We start from the raw sequence: 15,205 nt of genomic DNA, 5'->3' as shown, positions 1-15,205 counted from the left end.
CCATACCAGCACGTCAACCATCGAAAGGAAGCACTGCATGATCGTCGCCATCGACGGCCCCGCCGGTTCCGGCAAATCCACCATCGCCAAGGAGATCGCCCGCCAGCTGGGCTTTAACAAGCTCGACACGGGCGCCATGTATCGCGCCGTCACCTTCGCCGCGCTCGACCGCGGCATCGATCTGGACGACGAGACGGCCATCGACGCCCTCGCCGAGCAGATCGAGATTCGCTTTACCAACGGCACCGGCGAGGACACGCGCCTGACCATTGACGGCCAGGACGCTTCGGCCGCCATCCGTACCCCGCAGGTCGACGCCAACGTATCCAAGGTCTCGGCCTACCCGGGCGTGCGCGCCGCCATGCTCATTCACCAGCGCCGCGCCGCCGAGGACCGCGATATCGTGGCCGAGGGTCGCGACATCGGTACCGTCGTATTCCCCAACGCGCAAGTAAAGGTCTTCCTGACCGCTGACCCGCGCGAGCGCGCCCGTCGCCGCGTGCTGCAGCGCCACCAGAACGACGCCCAGACGCTCACCACCGAGCAGCTCGAGGCCGAGGTCGACGAGACCCTCGACGCTCTCAAGCAACGCGATAAACTCGACAGCAGCCGCGAGGTGGCGCCGCTCGTGCCCGCCGAGGACGCCGTGCACGTCGACTCCACCGCCCACACCATCGACGAGGTCGTCTCGATAATCGAGGACCTCATCAACCAAAGGAGGTAGGCCATGCGCCTGTTTAAGCAGACGCCCGAGGATTATTACAACGCTCCCTACGCCGAGTTCCCAGCGCTCATCCGCGGCACCGTCGTCGTAGTCATGGCCATCCTTTGGGCCTTCTCCAAGCTCATGTGGCGTTGGAAGGTCGAGGACGCTGACCTGCTGTTTGAGCGTCAGGAAGGCCGCGGCAGCGTGGTCATCTGCAACCACACCTCGATGGCCGAGCTCTTGGCCGTGGAGACGGCGTTGTTCTTTGGGGGCCGCCGCATTCGTCCCATCTTTAAGTCCGAATTTGCCAAGAGCAAGATTGTGCGCTGGGCCTTTAGCCGCGTTGGCGGCATTCCCGTGGAGCGCGGTACTGCCGATATGAAGTGCCTGCGCGCCGCCCAGCATGCGCTGCAGCGCGGCGAGGACGTCCTGATCTTCCCCGAGGGCACGCGCATCCGCTCGCGCGAGATCAAGCCCGAGGTCCACGGCGGTTTTGCGCTCATCGCTCAGATGGGCAAGGCGCCCGTCAACCCGCTCGCCATTTGCGGCTGGTCCGACATCACGCCCGCGGGCAAAAAGCTCATGCGTCCCAAGAAGTGCTGGATTCGTGCCGGCAAGGCCGTCTCGCTTTCCGATGCACCGGCCGAGCTCAAGCGCAAGGAGCGCTTGGCTTGGTTTGAGTCCGAGGCCATGAGCCGCGTATACGCCATGCGCGACGAACTGTGCGCCGAGCATCCGGGCAGGTTCTAGCCATGAGCGAGAACGTGACGAACACCGCCGCGACTGCGTCCGACCAGGACGGCGCGCCCACCATCGAGATTGCAGCTCACGCCGGCACCTGCTACGGCGTACAGCGCGCGCTCGATATGGCCCTGGCGGCCGCCCCGCAGGCGGGGGAGACCGCTACGGTCCATACCCTAGGCCCGCTTATCCATAACCCCATCGTGGTACGCGAGCTCGCCGAGGCAGGCGTCGGTCTAGCAGAAACCTTGGACGACGCCGCGTCGGGCACCGTGATCATTCGCGCGCACGGCGTGGTGCCGCAGGTGATCGATGCTGCTCGCGAGCGCGGCCTCGACGTGATCGATGCCACCTGCCCCTACGTCAAGAAGGTCCACGTGGCCGCCGAGCGCCTGGTCCGCGAGGGCTACCGCGTAATCGTCGTGGGCGAGCCGGGCCACCCCGAGGTCGAGGGCATTCTGGGCCACGCTGGTGATGACGCTCAAGTCGTGAGTTGCGCCGCCGATGCGGACGCACTACCGCTCAAGGGCAAGGTAGGCTTGGTTGTGCAGACCACCCAGACCGCGCAGAACCTGGCCGAGGTCGTGGCTGCCATCACTCCGCGCGTGCAGGAGCTGCGCGTGATCAACACCATCTGCGCCGCCACGAGCGAGCGACAGCAGGCAGCAGCCGCACTTGCCAACCGCTGCGACTGCATGGTCGTGGTGGGCGGCAAGAACTCGGGTAACACCCGCCGCCTGGCACAGATCTGCACCGACGTCTGTGAGCGCACACATCACATCGAGGAGGCATCCGAGATCGAGGCGGCATGGTTTGTCAACGTACGCCACATCGGCATCACCGCAGGAGCCTCCACCCCGCAAGAACACATCGAACGCGCCGTCGCGCGCATCAAGGAGCTTTGCCGCTAATCATGGACCAGACCGTACCCGCATACGCCGCCGAGGTGGCCGATTACGGGCGCAGCCGCGACCCCGAGCCGGGTGAAGGCGCGCTCGTAAAGAACGTGCGTCCCGAATCGCCCGCGTGGGATGTGGGTATCGAGCCGGGCATGCGCGTGCTCACGGTCAACGGCGAGCAGCTCACCGACATGATCGTGTGGCTCTGGGAGGCCGACGATGATACCGTCGACCTCGAGGTTTTCGACCCACGCGACAACACCGTCACCTCCGTCGAGCTCGACCGCTTCCCGGGAGAGGACTGGGGGCTGGAGTTCGACGGCCCCATCTTTGACGGCATGCGCACCTGCGTCAACGCCTGCGTGTTCTGCTTTATGACCATGCTGCCCAAGGGCGGCCGTTCCACGCTCTACATTCGCGACGACGACTATCGCCTAAGCTTTTTACAGGGCAACTTTGTCACGCTCACGAACCTCACCGACGATGATGTTCAAAACGTCATCCAACGCAACATGAGCCCCATGAACGTGTCGGTCCATGCCGTAAGCCCCGACGTCCGCCGCCGCATGATGGGCCGCAACGCCCAGCGCGGCATGGACGTACTCGAAGCCATCATGGCCGCCGGCATCGAGATTCACGCGCAGATCGTGTTGTGCCCCGGCATGAACGACGGCGAGGAGCTGGAAAAGACCCTGCGCTTTTGCGAGGAGCACGAGCAAATCACAAGCCTGGGCATTGTGCCGCTCGGTTTTACCAAGCATCAGAACCGCTTTAGCTGGTCCTACAGCGACAAGCCCGAGCTGGCGCGCGAGACCATTGCCATGATCCGGCCTTTCCAGGACCGAGCCTTCGAGCGCTTTGGCCGCCACACCTTCCAGATGAGCGACGAGTTCTACCTGGACGCCGGCATCGATCCTCCCGAGGCAGACTTTTACGACGGTTACCCGCAGTACTACGACGGCATTGGCATGATCCGCTCGTATCTGGACGAGACCGACGACGTGCTTGCCGCCGACGCCGAGCGTCTGGCCCGCGTCCGCGCTGGCATCGCCGAGCGCAACCAGCGCCTTCTGTGCCTCTCCGGCGCCAGCGCGCGCGACACCGTGGCGCGCTTTGTGGAGTCGCCCCAGGGACTCGCCGGCACCGTCACAGCCATCAAGAACCGCTACTTCGGCGGCAACGTGGACGTGACCGGCCTCATCGTCGCGTGTGACATTCTGGAGCAGCTGCCCCAAGATCTGTCGGGGGTTATGCTCTTTGTGCCTAAGCTCATGTTCAACGCTGACGGCATGACGCTTGACGAGTATCATCGTGACGATTTACTCGCAAGCCTTACCAGTCGCGGTGCCGAGGTTCATGTGGTGTCGACCATGCCGCATGAGTTGCTCGATACCCTGGAGCATATCCTTGGCATTGTGCCTGCCGACTCTACTAATTCCGCTGACCCTACCCATTAAAGGAGAGCAGATGAAACCTATCGTCGCCGTCGTCGGACGCCCCAACGTGGGCAAGTCCACGCTCGTTAACCGCCTGGCCCAGACCTCGGACGCCATCGTCCACGAGTCTCGCGGCGTCACTCGCGACCGCTCGTATCACACGGCCGATTGGAACGGCCGCGAGTTCACCATCGTCGACACGGGCGGTATCGAGCCGCTCAAGAGCGACGACGTCTTTGCCACGTCCATCCGCGACCAGGCGCTCGCCGCCGCCGAGGAAGCCGCCGTCATCCTGTTTGTGGTCGATGGCCGCACCGGCGTCACCGAGGAGGACGAGTCGGTCGCCCGCATGCTCAAGCGCTGCGACAAGCCGGTCTTTCTGCTGGTGAACAAGCTCGACAACCCCGATCGCGAAAACGACAGCATCTGGGAGTTCTATTCGCTCGGCATCGGTGAGCCCACGCCGCTCTCGGCCCTGCATGGTCATGGCACGGGCGACCTGCTCGACGATATCGTGGCCCTGCTTCCGGAGGAAGAGGACGAGGTCGCCGACGAGTTCCCCGATGCGCTGAACGTGGCCATCATCGGCCGCCCCAACGCCGGTAAGTCCTCGCTGTTCAACCGCATCCTGGGCGCCGACCGCTCTATCGTGTCCAACATTGCCGGCACGACGCGCGACGCCATCGACACCGTCGTGGAGCGCAACGGCAAGCACTACCGCATGGTTGACACCGCTGGTATTCGCAAGAAGAGCACCGTGTACGAGAATATCGAGTACTACTCGATGGTCCGCGGCCTGCGCGCCATCGATCGCGCCGACGTGGCGCTGCTCGTCGTCGACGCCTCCGTGGGCGTTACCGAGCAGGACCAGAAGGTCATGGGCTTGGCCATCGAGCGCGGCTGCGCCGTCGTGGTGCTGCTCAACAAGTGGGACCTGCTCGACGACGACCGCAAGCGCGAGGCCTGCATGGAGACCGTCGACCGCCGTCTGGGCGTCATGGCTCCCTGGGCCCAGTATCTGCGCATCTCGGCCCTGACCGGCCGCAGCGTGGAGAAGATCTGGGCAATGGTCGACGCCGCCGAAAAGACGCGCTCGCAGAAGATCAGCACCTCGCGCCTCAACACGTTCCTCACCGACCTGCGCGAGTTCGGTCATACCGTGGTGGACGGCAAGCGCCGCCTGCGCATGCACTACGTGACCCAGACGGGCGTCAACCCGCCGACGTTCACGTTCTTCGTCAACCATAGCGATCTGGTCAACGACACCTACCAGCGCTACGTGGAGAACCGCATGCGCTCGACCTTCGATTTTGCCGGCACGCCCATTCGACTCTTCTTTAGGAAGAAGGAGCAAAAGGATGCATAATCCGATTCTGCTGACCGCCATCTGCGCCGTGGTCTCGTTCTTTATCGGGGCGATTCCGTTTGGCCTGATCTTGGGCCGCGTGTTCAACCACACCGACATTCGCAAGGCGGGTTCCGGCAACATCGGCACCACCAACGCCCTGCGCGTGGCCGGCCCCAAGGTGGCCGCGCTCACCCTGCTGCTCGACTGCCTTAAGGGCGCCATCTGTGTCCTTATCGCCCGTCCGCTCATCGCGGGCGTGGGCTATGGCTTCCCCGTAAGCATCATGGCGCCCGGAGCCCCCGGCGATTGGATGCTCGGCGTCATTTGCCTGGCAGCGGTGTGGGGCCATATCTTCTCGCCCTACCTCAACTTCCATGGCGGCAAGGGTATAGCGGTTGGTCTGGGCGTCATCCTCGCCTGGTACTGGCCCATTGGCCTGTCGCTGCTGGGCATGTTTATCGTGGCCGTCGCCATCACCAAGTTTGTGTCGGTGGGCTCGCTTGCCGCGGCCATCGGTCTTCCCATCGCCGCCTGCGCGGTCTTTCCGTACAGCAGCCTGGGACTTAAGTTTTGCATGACGCTAATCGGCATCACCGTGGTGTGGGCCCATCGTGCGAACATCAAAAAGCTCATGACGGGTAAGGAGTCCAAGCTCTCGTTTACTAAGCGCGTCACCGAGCCCGACGATAAGTAGGAGAGAGTCATGAATGTTGCGCTGATTGGCTCCGGCTCCTGGGGAACCGCCGTCGCCGGCCTTGCCGCCGCGCGAACCGAGCGCGTGACCATGTGGGCCCATAGCGAGCAGACGGCCGCCGGCATCAATGGCGAGCACTGCAACCCCCGGTATCTGGTGGACTACGAGCTGCCCGGCAACGTCGTCGCCACGACGGACCTGGCGCAAGCGCTCGACGCCGCCGACGCCATCATCTTTGCCGTGCCCTCCACACACCTGCGCAGCGTATGCCATCAGGCAGCGCCCCTCATCGCCGCCGACACCCCGGTGCTCTGCCTTACCAAGGGCATTGAGCCCGAGTCCGGCCTGCTCATGAGCGAGGTCATCGCCAGCGAGATCGGCAACGAGCGGCGTGTGGCGGCCCTCTCGGGCCCCAACCATGCCGAGGAGATCTGCCGCGGCGGGCTTTCGGCCGCCGTCATCGCCAGCGAAGATCCGCAGATAGGGGAGACCTTTAAGGACCTGCTCCTGTCCACGGCATTCCGCATCTACCTGTCGCAGGACATGACCGGTGTCGAGGTCTGCGGCGCCATGAAAAATGTCATCGCCATCGTGTGCGGCATCTCCGCCGGTTCGGGCGCAGGCGACAACACGCTCGCCCTCATCATGACGCGCGGCCTGGCCGAGATCAGCCGTCTGGTGCACGCCCGCGGCGGTCAAGCTATGACTTGCATGGGGCTTGCAGGCATGGGCGACCTCATTGCCACCTGTACCTCCGAGCATTCGCGCAACCGCACCTTTGGTTTCGAGTTTGCCCACGGTGTTTCGCTCGACGAGTACCAAGCGCGCACGCATATGGTGGTGGAGGGCGCCGTCGCGGCCCGCAGCGTCAGCGAGCTCGCCCGTTCACTGGGCGTTGACATTCCGCTCACCTTTGCCGTGGAGCAAACGCTCTACAACGGTGTTACTTTGGATAGGGCGCTCGAGATTCTTACCGACCGCGTACCCTCCCAAGAGTTCTACGGACTCACCGACTAGTGCAGAAAGGCTACTACCATGGGTTCCATTAAAATCGCTCCGTCCGTCCTCTCGGCCGACATGGCCAACCTCAAGGGCGAACTCGACAAGATCGCCGGTGCCGACTACGTGCACTTCGACGTAATGGACGGCCACTTTACCGGCAACCTCACCTTTGGCGTTGACATCCTCAAGGCCGTCAAGCGTTCCACCGACGTGCCGGTCGACGCGCACCTCATGGTGTCGAACCCCGACGAGACGGTCGATTGGTACGCCGACGCCGGTGCCGATATGATCACGGTACACTACGAGGCCTCCACGCACCTGCACCGCACGCTCACCCATCTACAGCAGCGCGGCATCAAGGCCGGCGTGGTGCTCAACCCCGCCACCCCCGTGTGCGTGCTCGAGAGCATCATCGACGTTGTCGATATGGTGCTGCTGATGAGCGTGAACCCCGGCTTTGGCGGCCAGAGCTTTATTCCCGGTACCATTGCCAAACTGCACGAGCTCAAGGCCATGTGCGAGCGCTACGGCGTGTCGCCCATGATCGAGGTCGACGGCGGCATCTCTTCCAAGAACATCGCCGAGGTCGTCAAGGCCGGCGCCAACGTGCTCGTGGCCGGTTCTGCCGTATTTAAGTCCGAAGATCCCGCTGCCGAGGTTGCGCTGCTGCAGAAGCTGGGCAACGAGGCCGCACAGGAGGCATAAACCCTTATGACCGCAGGTCAAAACCGCATACCCGTGAATCTTGACTATGCCGCCTCGACGCCAATGCGCGCCGAGGCGCTCCTTGCGCAGCGCGAGTACGACGACAGCGAGCTTGCCGGCGTCAACCCCAACTCGCTGCATTCGCTCGGCCGCAAGGCTGCCGCGCGTCTGGAGGTTGCACGTCGCGAGATCGCCCGCAGCTTTGGCGCGCGCGTCCGCCCGTCCGAGATTGTACTGACCAACGGCGGCACCGAAGCCAACCAGCTGGCGCTGCTCGGTCTTGCCGAGGGCGCTCGTCAGCGCGATCGCAAGCGCGATCGTGTAATCGTTTCGGCCATCGAGCACGATTCGATTCTGGACAACCTGCCGTTGCTGCGTGCCGCCGGCTTTACCGTCGACCTGGTGCAGCCCTGCCACATGGGCTACATTGAGCCTGCCGCGCTTGTCGAGCTGCTAGGCGACGACGTGGCGCTCGTGAGCATCATGGTTGCCAACAACGAGACCGGCGTGGTGCAGCCCATCCGCGAGCTTGCCGCGGCCACGCATACCGTTGGCGCCCTGTTCCACACCGATGCCATCCAGGGGTATCTGCATATTCCGCTCGATGTCACCGAGCTGGGCGTCGACGCCATGTCCGTCGCAGCCCACAAGATTGGCGGTCCCGTGGCATCTGGCGCACTCTACCTTAAGAGCCGCACGCCGCTGCGCCCGCGCATCTTTGGCGGCGGACAGGAGGCCGGTCGTCGTGCCGGCACGCAAGACCTGCGAACGCAGCTCGCCTTTGCCGCTGCCGCCTCGTCTCTGACGCCCCATGTGGCTCAGGAGCGCGCGAAGCTGCAAGCCCTTTCCGACAAGCTCTACGCCACGCTTACGGCTCATCCGCGTATTCATGCCACCATGGGCGACTACGCACAGGCCGATCGCCTGCCGGGCATGGTGTCGATCTACGTTGATGGCATGGACTCCGAGGAGCTCATCGTCAAGCTCGATGCCGCCGGCTTTGAGGTTTCGGCCGGCTCGGCGTGCTCGAGCGGCAGCATGGACCCGAGCCATGTGCTCAGCGCCATGGGCATTGGTCGCGAGCAGGCACTAGGTGCACTGCGCATTTCCTTTGACGACCGCGTGAATCCGGACGATCTGGACGAGTTTGCCCAGACGCTGCTCTCGATCGCAGGTGCCGCATGATCGTCGCCGAGCTCGAGCGCGCGCTACTGGCACGCTATCCCAAGACGGACACCGAGCCCTGGGACCACGTAGGACTCTCCGTTGGCGATCCGGCCGCGGAGATCACCGGCGTTGCCTGCGCACTCGATGCGACTGAGGCTAATGTTCGCCGCGCCCAAGAAGCAAGCGCCAACGTGCTGCTGACGCATCATCCCATATACATCAAGGCACCCGAGGCCTTTTGTCCGGCGGATGCCACACGACCCCAGTGCAGTGCGGCCCTCTACGAGGCTGCCCGCTGCGGGGTGAGCATTATCTCGCTCCACACCAACCTGGACCGCTCGCACGAAGCCCATGTCTGCCTGAGCAAGCTGCTGGGTGCCGCACCCGTGAGCTCACTGGAGCACGTGGACGACCCCGAGGCCACCGGCCTGGGCGCACTTGCAACGCTCAACGACCCGTGCACGCTGCGCGATCTTGCCACCCGTGCTGCCACGGCCTTTGGCAGCGACCCGCGTGTGTGGGGCAAAGCTGATCGCCCGTGCCGCACCGTCGCCATTTTGGGCGGCTCCCTGGGCGACTTCGGAGAGCTCGCCATCGCCGCGGGCGCAGATGTTGTCGTGACGGGCGAGGCGGGCTACCACGTGGCACAGGACCTTGCCTTGCGCGGGCTGCCGGTGATCTTGCTCGGCCACGACCGCTCCGAGGAGCCGTTCGTTGATATATTGATGAACTCTGCAGTTGACGCCGGGGTCGACCCCCGTCATGCGATTAAAATACTGAACCCTTGCCAATGGTGGACTGTGACAAAAGGAGAGAACTTATGAGCGCCGGCGCTACGCTACTCAAGCTGCAACAGATCGATTTGGAGCTCGCCCGCAACAAGAGCGAACTTGCCAATATGCCGGAGCTCAAGGAGCTCGCTTCCAAGCGCAAGACCTACGTTAAGCTCAAGGCCGAAATGACCAAGCTCTACGCCCAACGCAAGGACCTGGATATTGAGCTCGACGATCTCAACACCACCGAGATCCAGACCAATAACGCCATCGAGGCCGCTAAGAAGCGCCACGTTGACGGCTCCGACTACCGCGAGGTACAGGACCTGGAAAACGAGCTCGCCACCCTGGCCAAGCGCCTGGACAAGATTGAGCACACCCGCAAGGATGTCGTTGTCGCCCACAAAGAGGCGCTCGACCGCGAGACCCGCGCGCAGGCCATCATCGCCAAGTTCGAGGAGGGCGTGAAGGCCGATACCAAGGCCGCCCGCGCCAAGGCTGCCGACCTGCAGGCTCAGATCGAAGCCGCCACTAAGGAGCGCACCGCTCTTGCCGCCACGCTGCCGGCCGACGTGCTCACCGACTACGAGCGTCTGCTCAAGCAGTTCCGCGGCTTGGCCGTCGAGACCATCCAGGGCAACATCCCCACGGTCTGCCACACCGCGCTGCAGGCATCGTCCATGAGCGACCTCAACCACGACGGTAGCGAGATTACGCACTGTCCGTACTGCCACCGCCTCCTGGTGCTCCCGAGCAAGGAAGCCTAGCGATGACGGCGGCATCCAACAATTCAATGCAACTTGAGGGAAAAACGATCCTGCTGGGCATTACCGGCGGGATCGCCGCCTATAAGTCGTGCAATATCGTGCGCCTGCTGCAAAAGCGCGGCGCGCACGTCAAGGTCGTCATGAGCGAGCATGCCACTGAGTTCGTGGAGCCGCTCACCTTCCGCGCGCTCACCAATGAGCCGGTCGCGGTTGGGCTATTCGACGACCCTTCTGACCCCATCCACCATATCTCGCTGGCGCAGGAGCCCGACTTGGTGGTCGTGGCGCCCGCGACGGCCAATATCATCGCCAAGATGGCCAACGGCATCGCCGATGACCTCATCTCCACAACGCTGCTTGCGACACCGCGGCCCGTCGTTATCGCGCCGGCCATGAACAATGGCATGTGGAAGGCGTCGGCCACGCAGGCCAATATGGCCACGCTGTGCGAGCGCGGCGTCCACGTGGTGGGACCCGGCAGTGGCTACCTTGCCTGCGGCGACGTGGACACGGGCCGCATGAGCGAACCCGAGGACATCGTCGAGGCCGTCTGCGAGGTGCTCAACCCCGTGCCGCAAGACCTGACGGGCAAGCGCATCGTCATCACCGCCGGCCCCACGCACGAGCCGATCGACCCGGTGCGATTCATTGGCAACCGTTCTTCGGGCAAGATGGGTATCGCCCTGGCGGGGGAGGCCGCACGTCGCGGTGCCGCCGTCACGCTCGTGCTGGGACCGACATCGCTCGACGTTCCCCACGGCGTGGAGTGCGTGCGCGTGCAGACCGCCGCTGAAATGCTGCAGGCGGCGTTAAACGCCTTCCAGACGGCCGACGCTGCCATTTGCGCTGCGGCCGTCGCCGACTACACCCCCGCGGCCCCTGCCAACCATAAGCTCAAAAAGGCCAACGAGCGCCTGGATCGAATCGAGCTCGTCGAGACCGTTGACATCTTGGCCGAACTTTCACACCAAAAGGGCGAGCGGTGCGTGATCGGCTTTGCGGCCGAGACCGATAACGTCGTGGAGTACGCGCAGCGCAAACTCGCGCGTAAGGGTTGCGATGCCATTATCGCCAACGATGTTTCGCGCGCCGATTCGGGCTTTGGAACCGATACCAACAAAGCTTGGATCGTGAGCACAGCGGGCACGCAAGAACTTCCCGTACTAACAAAACCCCAGCTCGCAGATGCAATTTTGGACTTGCTTCAAAATTTGTAAAAAAGTTCTTGCACAAGGACAAAGTTTCGGGTTAATATACTCCCTGTTGCGAGCGAGAGCAGAGCAACAAACAAAAGCTTCGGGACGTGGCGCAGCTTGGTAGCGCACTTGACTGGGGGTCAAGGGGTCGCTGGTTCGAATCCAGTCGTCCCGACCAGAAGTTTGCAGGTCAGGCACCTAGTGCCTGACCTTTTTTGTTTTAAGCAATTGCTTAATTTTGATTAAGCAACAGGGTGCCAAAAAACTACCTGAGCGATAATCGCCTTTTGCGGTTACTTGCGCGTTTTGCACACGCTTGAGCCGATTTATTAACGCGATATGAATCTACATACGCGTAGTTGGTATACAGCCGAGTACAGGCTGTATTTATCGCGACGATTTACACAGATATAGCAACTGTAACGAACAGGCGTGTCGCTGTCTTTATTCCAGCAGTTCACTTAATCGGTGGACGAGTGGGGTGTTGCAACGAAACGCCAAGGAGGATGGGCTCTATACGAGGATGCCGCAGAGGCAATGGCGGGGGGAGTGCGGAGGGCGCCCTGAGAGCCGCTGTATGACCCCATGTCTCATTAACTCGATTATTTGTGTTTCAAGCCACAAATCGGTCGAGCAATTGCCAAAAGAAAGGCCCATGCAGGATTGCACGGGCCTTACATCAGATCAAATTTGAGCTAGAAGCACCAAATGGGGCAGACGCAACACCATCTCGTCGCGCCCTCGGCGAGCGACATATCACAGTCGAGGTAGACATCGAGGAAATCGTCAGATCCCGCACAGGGGGACCGCGATGGTGACCACCGCGCCGCCCGAGGGGCTGTTGGCGAGCGAGACGGAGCCCCCGTGGGCGCTCGCGGCCTCGGAGGCGACGTGGAGGCCGAGCCCGTAGTGGCGGCCTCCGTCGCGCGAGGAGCGGGAGGAGTCGTCTGTGAAGAGGCGCTCGCAGCCGCGTTCGAGGGCGGCGGGAGAGAAGCCCGGTCCGTCGTCGGCCACCTCGACGACGAGGTGTCCGCCCGCGACGTCGCAGGAGACCGCCACGCGCGAGCGCGCGTGCTCGGCGGCGTTGGCCACGAGGTTCGCGGCGGCTCGCGCCAGGGTGGTTCGGTCGAGCGGGGCCTCGGGTGCGCCCGCGACAGCGGGGCCCGTGGCCGCGTCGAGCGTCACGCCTCGCGCCCGAGCGATCTGGGCGGCCTCGGCGAGGACCTGTTCGCAGAGCTCGGCCGGCCGCATGGGGGCCCTCTCCGCCCCGCCGGACCCGCGCGAGGCCTCGATAAGCAGGCGCACGTAGCCGTCGAGCCTTTCGACACTGCCGGCTATGTCGCGCGCGGCGGCCGCGAGGTCGGCGTCTTTCTTGTCTTCCAGCTCCTCCGCCACGAAGTCGGCGTTGGCGCGCAGCACGGTGAGCGGCGTCTTGAGGTCGTGGGCGAGCGACGCCATCTGCTCGCGCTGCCCCCGCTCCGCGGCCCAGCGGGCCTCGAGCGACTCGGCGAGGGAGGTCCGCATGGCGTCCATCGCGGCGAGGACGTCGTTCACCTCGCGCACGTTGGTGCTGCCGACCGCGAAGTCGAGCTCCCCAGCGCCGACGCGCCCCGCCGCCTCCGCGAGCGGCGCCATCTTGCGCGAGATCACGCGGCTCGCGCGGCGCGCCACGAGCGCGAGCGCGAGCGCGCTTCCCGCCGTAGCGCCGACGAGTATGAGGTTCTGCGGGTTGGGAAGCAGGCCGGCGAGGTCGCGCGAGACCCACTGCGGCAGGTACTCGCTGACGAGTGCGCAGGCCCCGCCGCCCTTGAGCGGGAACGCGGCGTAGGTGAGGCCCGAACCCCCGCCCTCGATCTCCACTGTGCCCGGATCCGCGGCGAGTGCCGCACGGGCCATTTCCGTCGCGTCCTCGAGCCGCGTGCCCTCGAGGTCTGTCATCAGCACGTATCCGTCCTTGTTCAGGATGAGGTAGCGGTACGCCGTCGGCACGTCCTGCTGCCCGCAGACGCCGTCGCGTGCCAGGCCCTCCGCGACCTCGCGCGCATTGGCCGGCCCCCAGCTTGCCTCGTAGACGAAGCCCGCGCTGATCAACACGGAGAGCACCATGAACGAGGCGAGCCACGCCGTGGCGACCGCCGCGAACGCGTAGGCGAAGTAGCGCGCGATGACGAAGGAGAGCGGCATGCCCCCGCGACCTCGCGCCCCGATCTTCAGAGCTGCCACTTGTACCCCATCCCCCAGACGGTCGCGATCGGATCGGCGCCGGCCTCGGAGAGTTTCCTCCGGGCGCGACTGACCTGCATGGATATGGCCGCGTCGTCGGCGTCGCTCTCCCAGCCGAGCACCGCCTCGCGTATCTGCGCGCGGCTCATGACCTGCCCGGGGTGGCGCGCGAGGTACTCGCAGATGGCGTACTCGGTGGGCGTGAGCGGCACGGTCTCGCCGCCCACGGCGAGGTCGCGCGCCCCGAGGTCGATCCGCACCTCCCCGAAGGAGAGGGCGTGCGAGCGCGGCCGGCGCTCACGGCGTAGATGGGCCGCGACCTTGGCGCGCAGTTCCGCGGCCCCGAAGGGCTTGCGGACGTAGTCGTCGGCGCCCAGGCCGTAGGCGGCCACGGCATCCTCCTCGGCCACGCGCGCGGTCAGGAAGACGATGGGCCCGTCGAAGTCCGGGCGGATCTGCCGCACGAGCTCGAAGCCGTCAAGCCCCGGCATCATGACGTCGCAGAGCACGAGGTCGAAGCGCGAGAGGTCCATCCCCAGGACCGCCGTCGGGTCCGCCGCCCTAACGACCTCATGGCCGTCGCGGCCGAGGACGCGCGCGAGCGCGTCGAGGATCGCCCGTTCATCATCCACTGCCAGTATCCTCGCCATGTTGACCTCCTGACACTCTCGTCGGAATTGTACTAGCGCCGCGCTCAGCGGTCCAGAGCCCTGCGCGCAGCCGCGGGCGCCTCGGCCGCGTCGCAAGCGCGGTAGCGCACGCCCGAGCCGTCGCGCGCCTCGATCTCGAGCCAGCCCTCGCCGTCCGACTCCCGCCCGAAGAAGTTGAGCTGGAACTCTCGGACATTGCCCCTGTCGTCCGCAGCGTCCACCAGGTAGACATAGTTTGTCCCCGCCCCCGGTGGCGTCGGCGTAGGAGCTCGCGTGGCTGCCGGGCTCGGGCGCGGGCGCCCACATAGCGATCTCAGGGTTGGGCAGCACGCGGTCGGCAATCGAGCGCAGTGCCGACCCCCAGCCGGCGTCGAGCAGGGCATTCCCGCCCAGAAGGAGCGCTGCGGAGAGGAGGACGAGCATGGAGGCGAGCGGCCTCCTAAGCATCTGCCCTCCCGTCCTCGAAGCGGCAGAACCAGGCGAGAAGGACGGCGTCGGCTGCCAGGGTGAGCACGAGGCCAGCGAGCGCAGTCGTGAGGAGTGGGCCCGCCGCGCGTGCGGCGTCGATGAAGGCCTCAACCCCGAGCGACCCCAGGCGCGCGGGCCAGGCGAGCGGCACCCAGCTCAGGGGCGTCGCCAGGGCACCGGTGAGCTCGCCGGTCATGAGACCGTGCGCAAGTCCGCCCACCGAGAAGAATGCGAGGAGCATCCCCGCCGCGCCGGTGCCGATGACGGCGTTGCGGCCGAGGCGCAGGGCCACGCCGAGCCCCAGCGCGTAGAGGGGCAGGCTGCCCAGCACGATGCCCGCCCAGGCGACCGCAAGCGGAGCGGGCCCGAGCGGCAGGCGCCCGGCGACGGCGAGCACGGCCCCGAACACGCCGAGCGCCACGGCCAGCGC

At 64.9% G+C, this 15,205-nt stretch carries 14 protein-coding genes, 1 tRNA gene and 1 pseudogene; 13 read left to right on the top strand and 3 right to left on the bottom strand.

Annotation, left to right across the window (positions count from 1 at the left end):
- Positions 1 to 37 precede the first annotated feature (37 nt).
- The 13 genes from cmk (at position 38) to DW645_RS08015 (ending at position 11,612) form a co-directional block, all read left to right on the top strand.
- A complete protein-coding gene (gene cmk, locus DW645_RS08075; protein ID WP_118227211.1) occupies positions 38 to 724 on the top strand; it encodes a (d)CMP kinase in 687 nt (228 codons plus the stop codon).
- Between the two features lie 3 nt (positions 725 to 727).
- Positions 728 to 1,456 carry a lysophospholipid acyltransferase family protein gene (locus DW645_RS08070; RefSeq protein WP_118227210.1) on the top strand — a complete coding sequence of 243 codons (729 nt, stop codon included), beginning with the start codon at positions 728 to 730 and terminating at the stop codon, positions 1,454 to 1,456.
- Positions 1,457 to 1,458: 2 nt separating this feature from the next.
- Positions 1,459 to 2,358, top strand: coding sequence for a 4-hydroxy-3-methylbut-2-enyl diphosphate reductase (locus tag DW645_RS08065; protein WP_118227209.1), 900 nt, complete (start codon positions 1,459 to 1,461; stop codon positions 2,356 to 2,358).
- A gap of 2 nt (positions 2,359 to 2,360) precedes the next feature.
- A complete protein-coding gene (locus DW645_RS08060; RefSeq protein WP_117767309.1) occupies positions 2,361 to 3,803 on the top strand; it encodes a DUF512 domain-containing protein in 1,443 nt (480 codons plus the stop codon).
- A 10-nt stretch (positions 3,804 to 3,813) separates the two neighbouring features.
- Positions 3,814 to 5,148 carry a ribosome biogenesis GTPase Der gene (gene der, locus DW645_RS08055; RefSeq protein WP_118227208.1) on the top strand — a complete coding sequence of 445 codons (1,335 nt, stop codon included), beginning with the start codon at positions 3,814 to 3,816 and terminating at the stop codon, positions 5,146 to 5,148.
- The gene (plsY, locus tag DW645_RS08050) at positions 5,141 to 5,824 is read left to right on the top strand and encodes a glycerol-3-phosphate 1-O-acyltransferase PlsY (RefSeq protein ID WP_118227207.1); all 684 of its coding nucleotides are present in this window, start codon (positions 5,141 to 5,143) and stop codon (positions 5,822 to 5,824) included. Before der ends, plsY begins: the two co-directional genes overlap by 8 nt.
- Before the next feature lie 9 nt (positions 5,825 to 5,833).
- Positions 5,834 to 6,841: an NAD(P)H-dependent glycerol-3-phosphate dehydrogenase gene (locus tag DW645_RS08045; protein WP_118227206.1), complete on the top strand. Its 1,008-nt coding sequence runs from the start codon at positions 5,834 to 5,836 to the stop codon at positions 6,839 to 6,841.
- Positions 6,842 to 6,859: 18 nt separating this feature from the next.
- Complete coding sequence (rpe, locus tag DW645_RS08040; protein ID WP_118227205.1) at positions 6,860 to 7,531, top strand: ribulose-phosphate 3-epimerase; 672 nt, start codon at positions 6,860 to 6,862, stop codon at positions 7,529 to 7,531.
- Between the two features lie 6 nt (positions 7,532 to 7,537).
- Positions 7,538 to 8,716, top strand: coding sequence for a cysteine desulfurase family protein (locus tag DW645_RS08035; RefSeq protein ID WP_117716121.1), 1,179 nt, complete (start codon positions 7,538 to 7,540; stop codon positions 8,714 to 8,716).
- Complete coding sequence (locus DW645_RS08030) at positions 8,713 to 9,522, top strand: Nif3-like dinuclear metal center hexameric protein (RefSeq protein WP_118227204.1); 810 nt, start codon at positions 8,713 to 8,715, stop codon at positions 9,520 to 9,522. The genes DW645_RS08035 and DW645_RS08030 overlap by 4 nt, the downstream gene beginning before the upstream one ends.
- The gene (locus DW645_RS08025; RefSeq protein WP_117758051.1) at positions 9,519 to 10,238 is read left to right on the top strand and encodes a zinc ribbon domain-containing protein; all 720 of its coding nucleotides are present in this window, start codon (positions 9,519 to 9,521) and stop codon (positions 10,236 to 10,238) included. Before DW645_RS08030 ends, DW645_RS08025 begins: the two co-directional genes overlap by 4 nt.
- A gap of 2 nt (positions 10,239 to 10,240) precedes the next feature.
- Positions 10,241 to 11,455, top strand: a complete 1,215-nt coding sequence (gene coaBC / locus DW645_RS08020; RefSeq protein WP_233540748.1) for a bifunctional phosphopantothenoylcysteine decarboxylase/phosphopantothenate--cysteine ligase CoaBC — start codon at positions 10,241 to 10,243, stop codon at positions 11,453 to 11,455.
- An 80-nt stretch (positions 11,456 to 11,535) separates the two neighbouring features.
- A tRNA-Pro gene (locus DW645_RS08015) sits at positions 11,536 to 11,612 on the top strand.
- A gap of 608 nt (positions 11,613 to 12,220) precedes the next feature.
- Here DW645_RS08015 and DW645_RS08010 read toward each other — a convergent pair.
- The 3 genes and pseudogenes from DW645_RS08010 to DW645_RS09955 form a co-directional block, all read right to left on the bottom strand.
- Positions 12,221 to 13,657, bottom strand: a complete 1,437-nt coding sequence (locus tag DW645_RS08010) for a sensor histidine kinase KdpD (RefSeq protein ID WP_147325172.1) — start codon at positions 13,655 to 13,657, stop codon at positions 12,221 to 12,223.
- The gene (locus DW645_RS08005; protein WP_117639842.1) at positions 13,645 to 14,307 is read right to left on the bottom strand and encodes a response regulator transcription factor; all 663 of its coding nucleotides are present in this window, start codon (positions 14,305 to 14,307) and stop codon (positions 13,645 to 13,647) included. The genes DW645_RS08010 and DW645_RS08005 overlap by 13 nt, the downstream gene beginning before the upstream one ends.
- Positions 14,308 to 14,746: 439 nt before the next feature.
- A pseudogene (locus tag DW645_RS09955) lies at positions 14,747 to 15,205 on the bottom strand (lantibiotic ABC transporter permease); the annotation flags it as partial.

Origin of the sequence: Collinsella sp. AM23-17, from assembly GCF_003470945.1 — a bacterium.
Taxonomy (GTDB): Bacteria; Actinomycetota; Coriobacteriia; order Coriobacteriales; family Coriobacteriaceae; genus Collinsella; species Collinsella aerofaciens_O.
The sequence above is the reverse complement of the archived record's forward strand: the minus strand, read 5'-3'. Positions and strand labels throughout refer to the sequence as shown.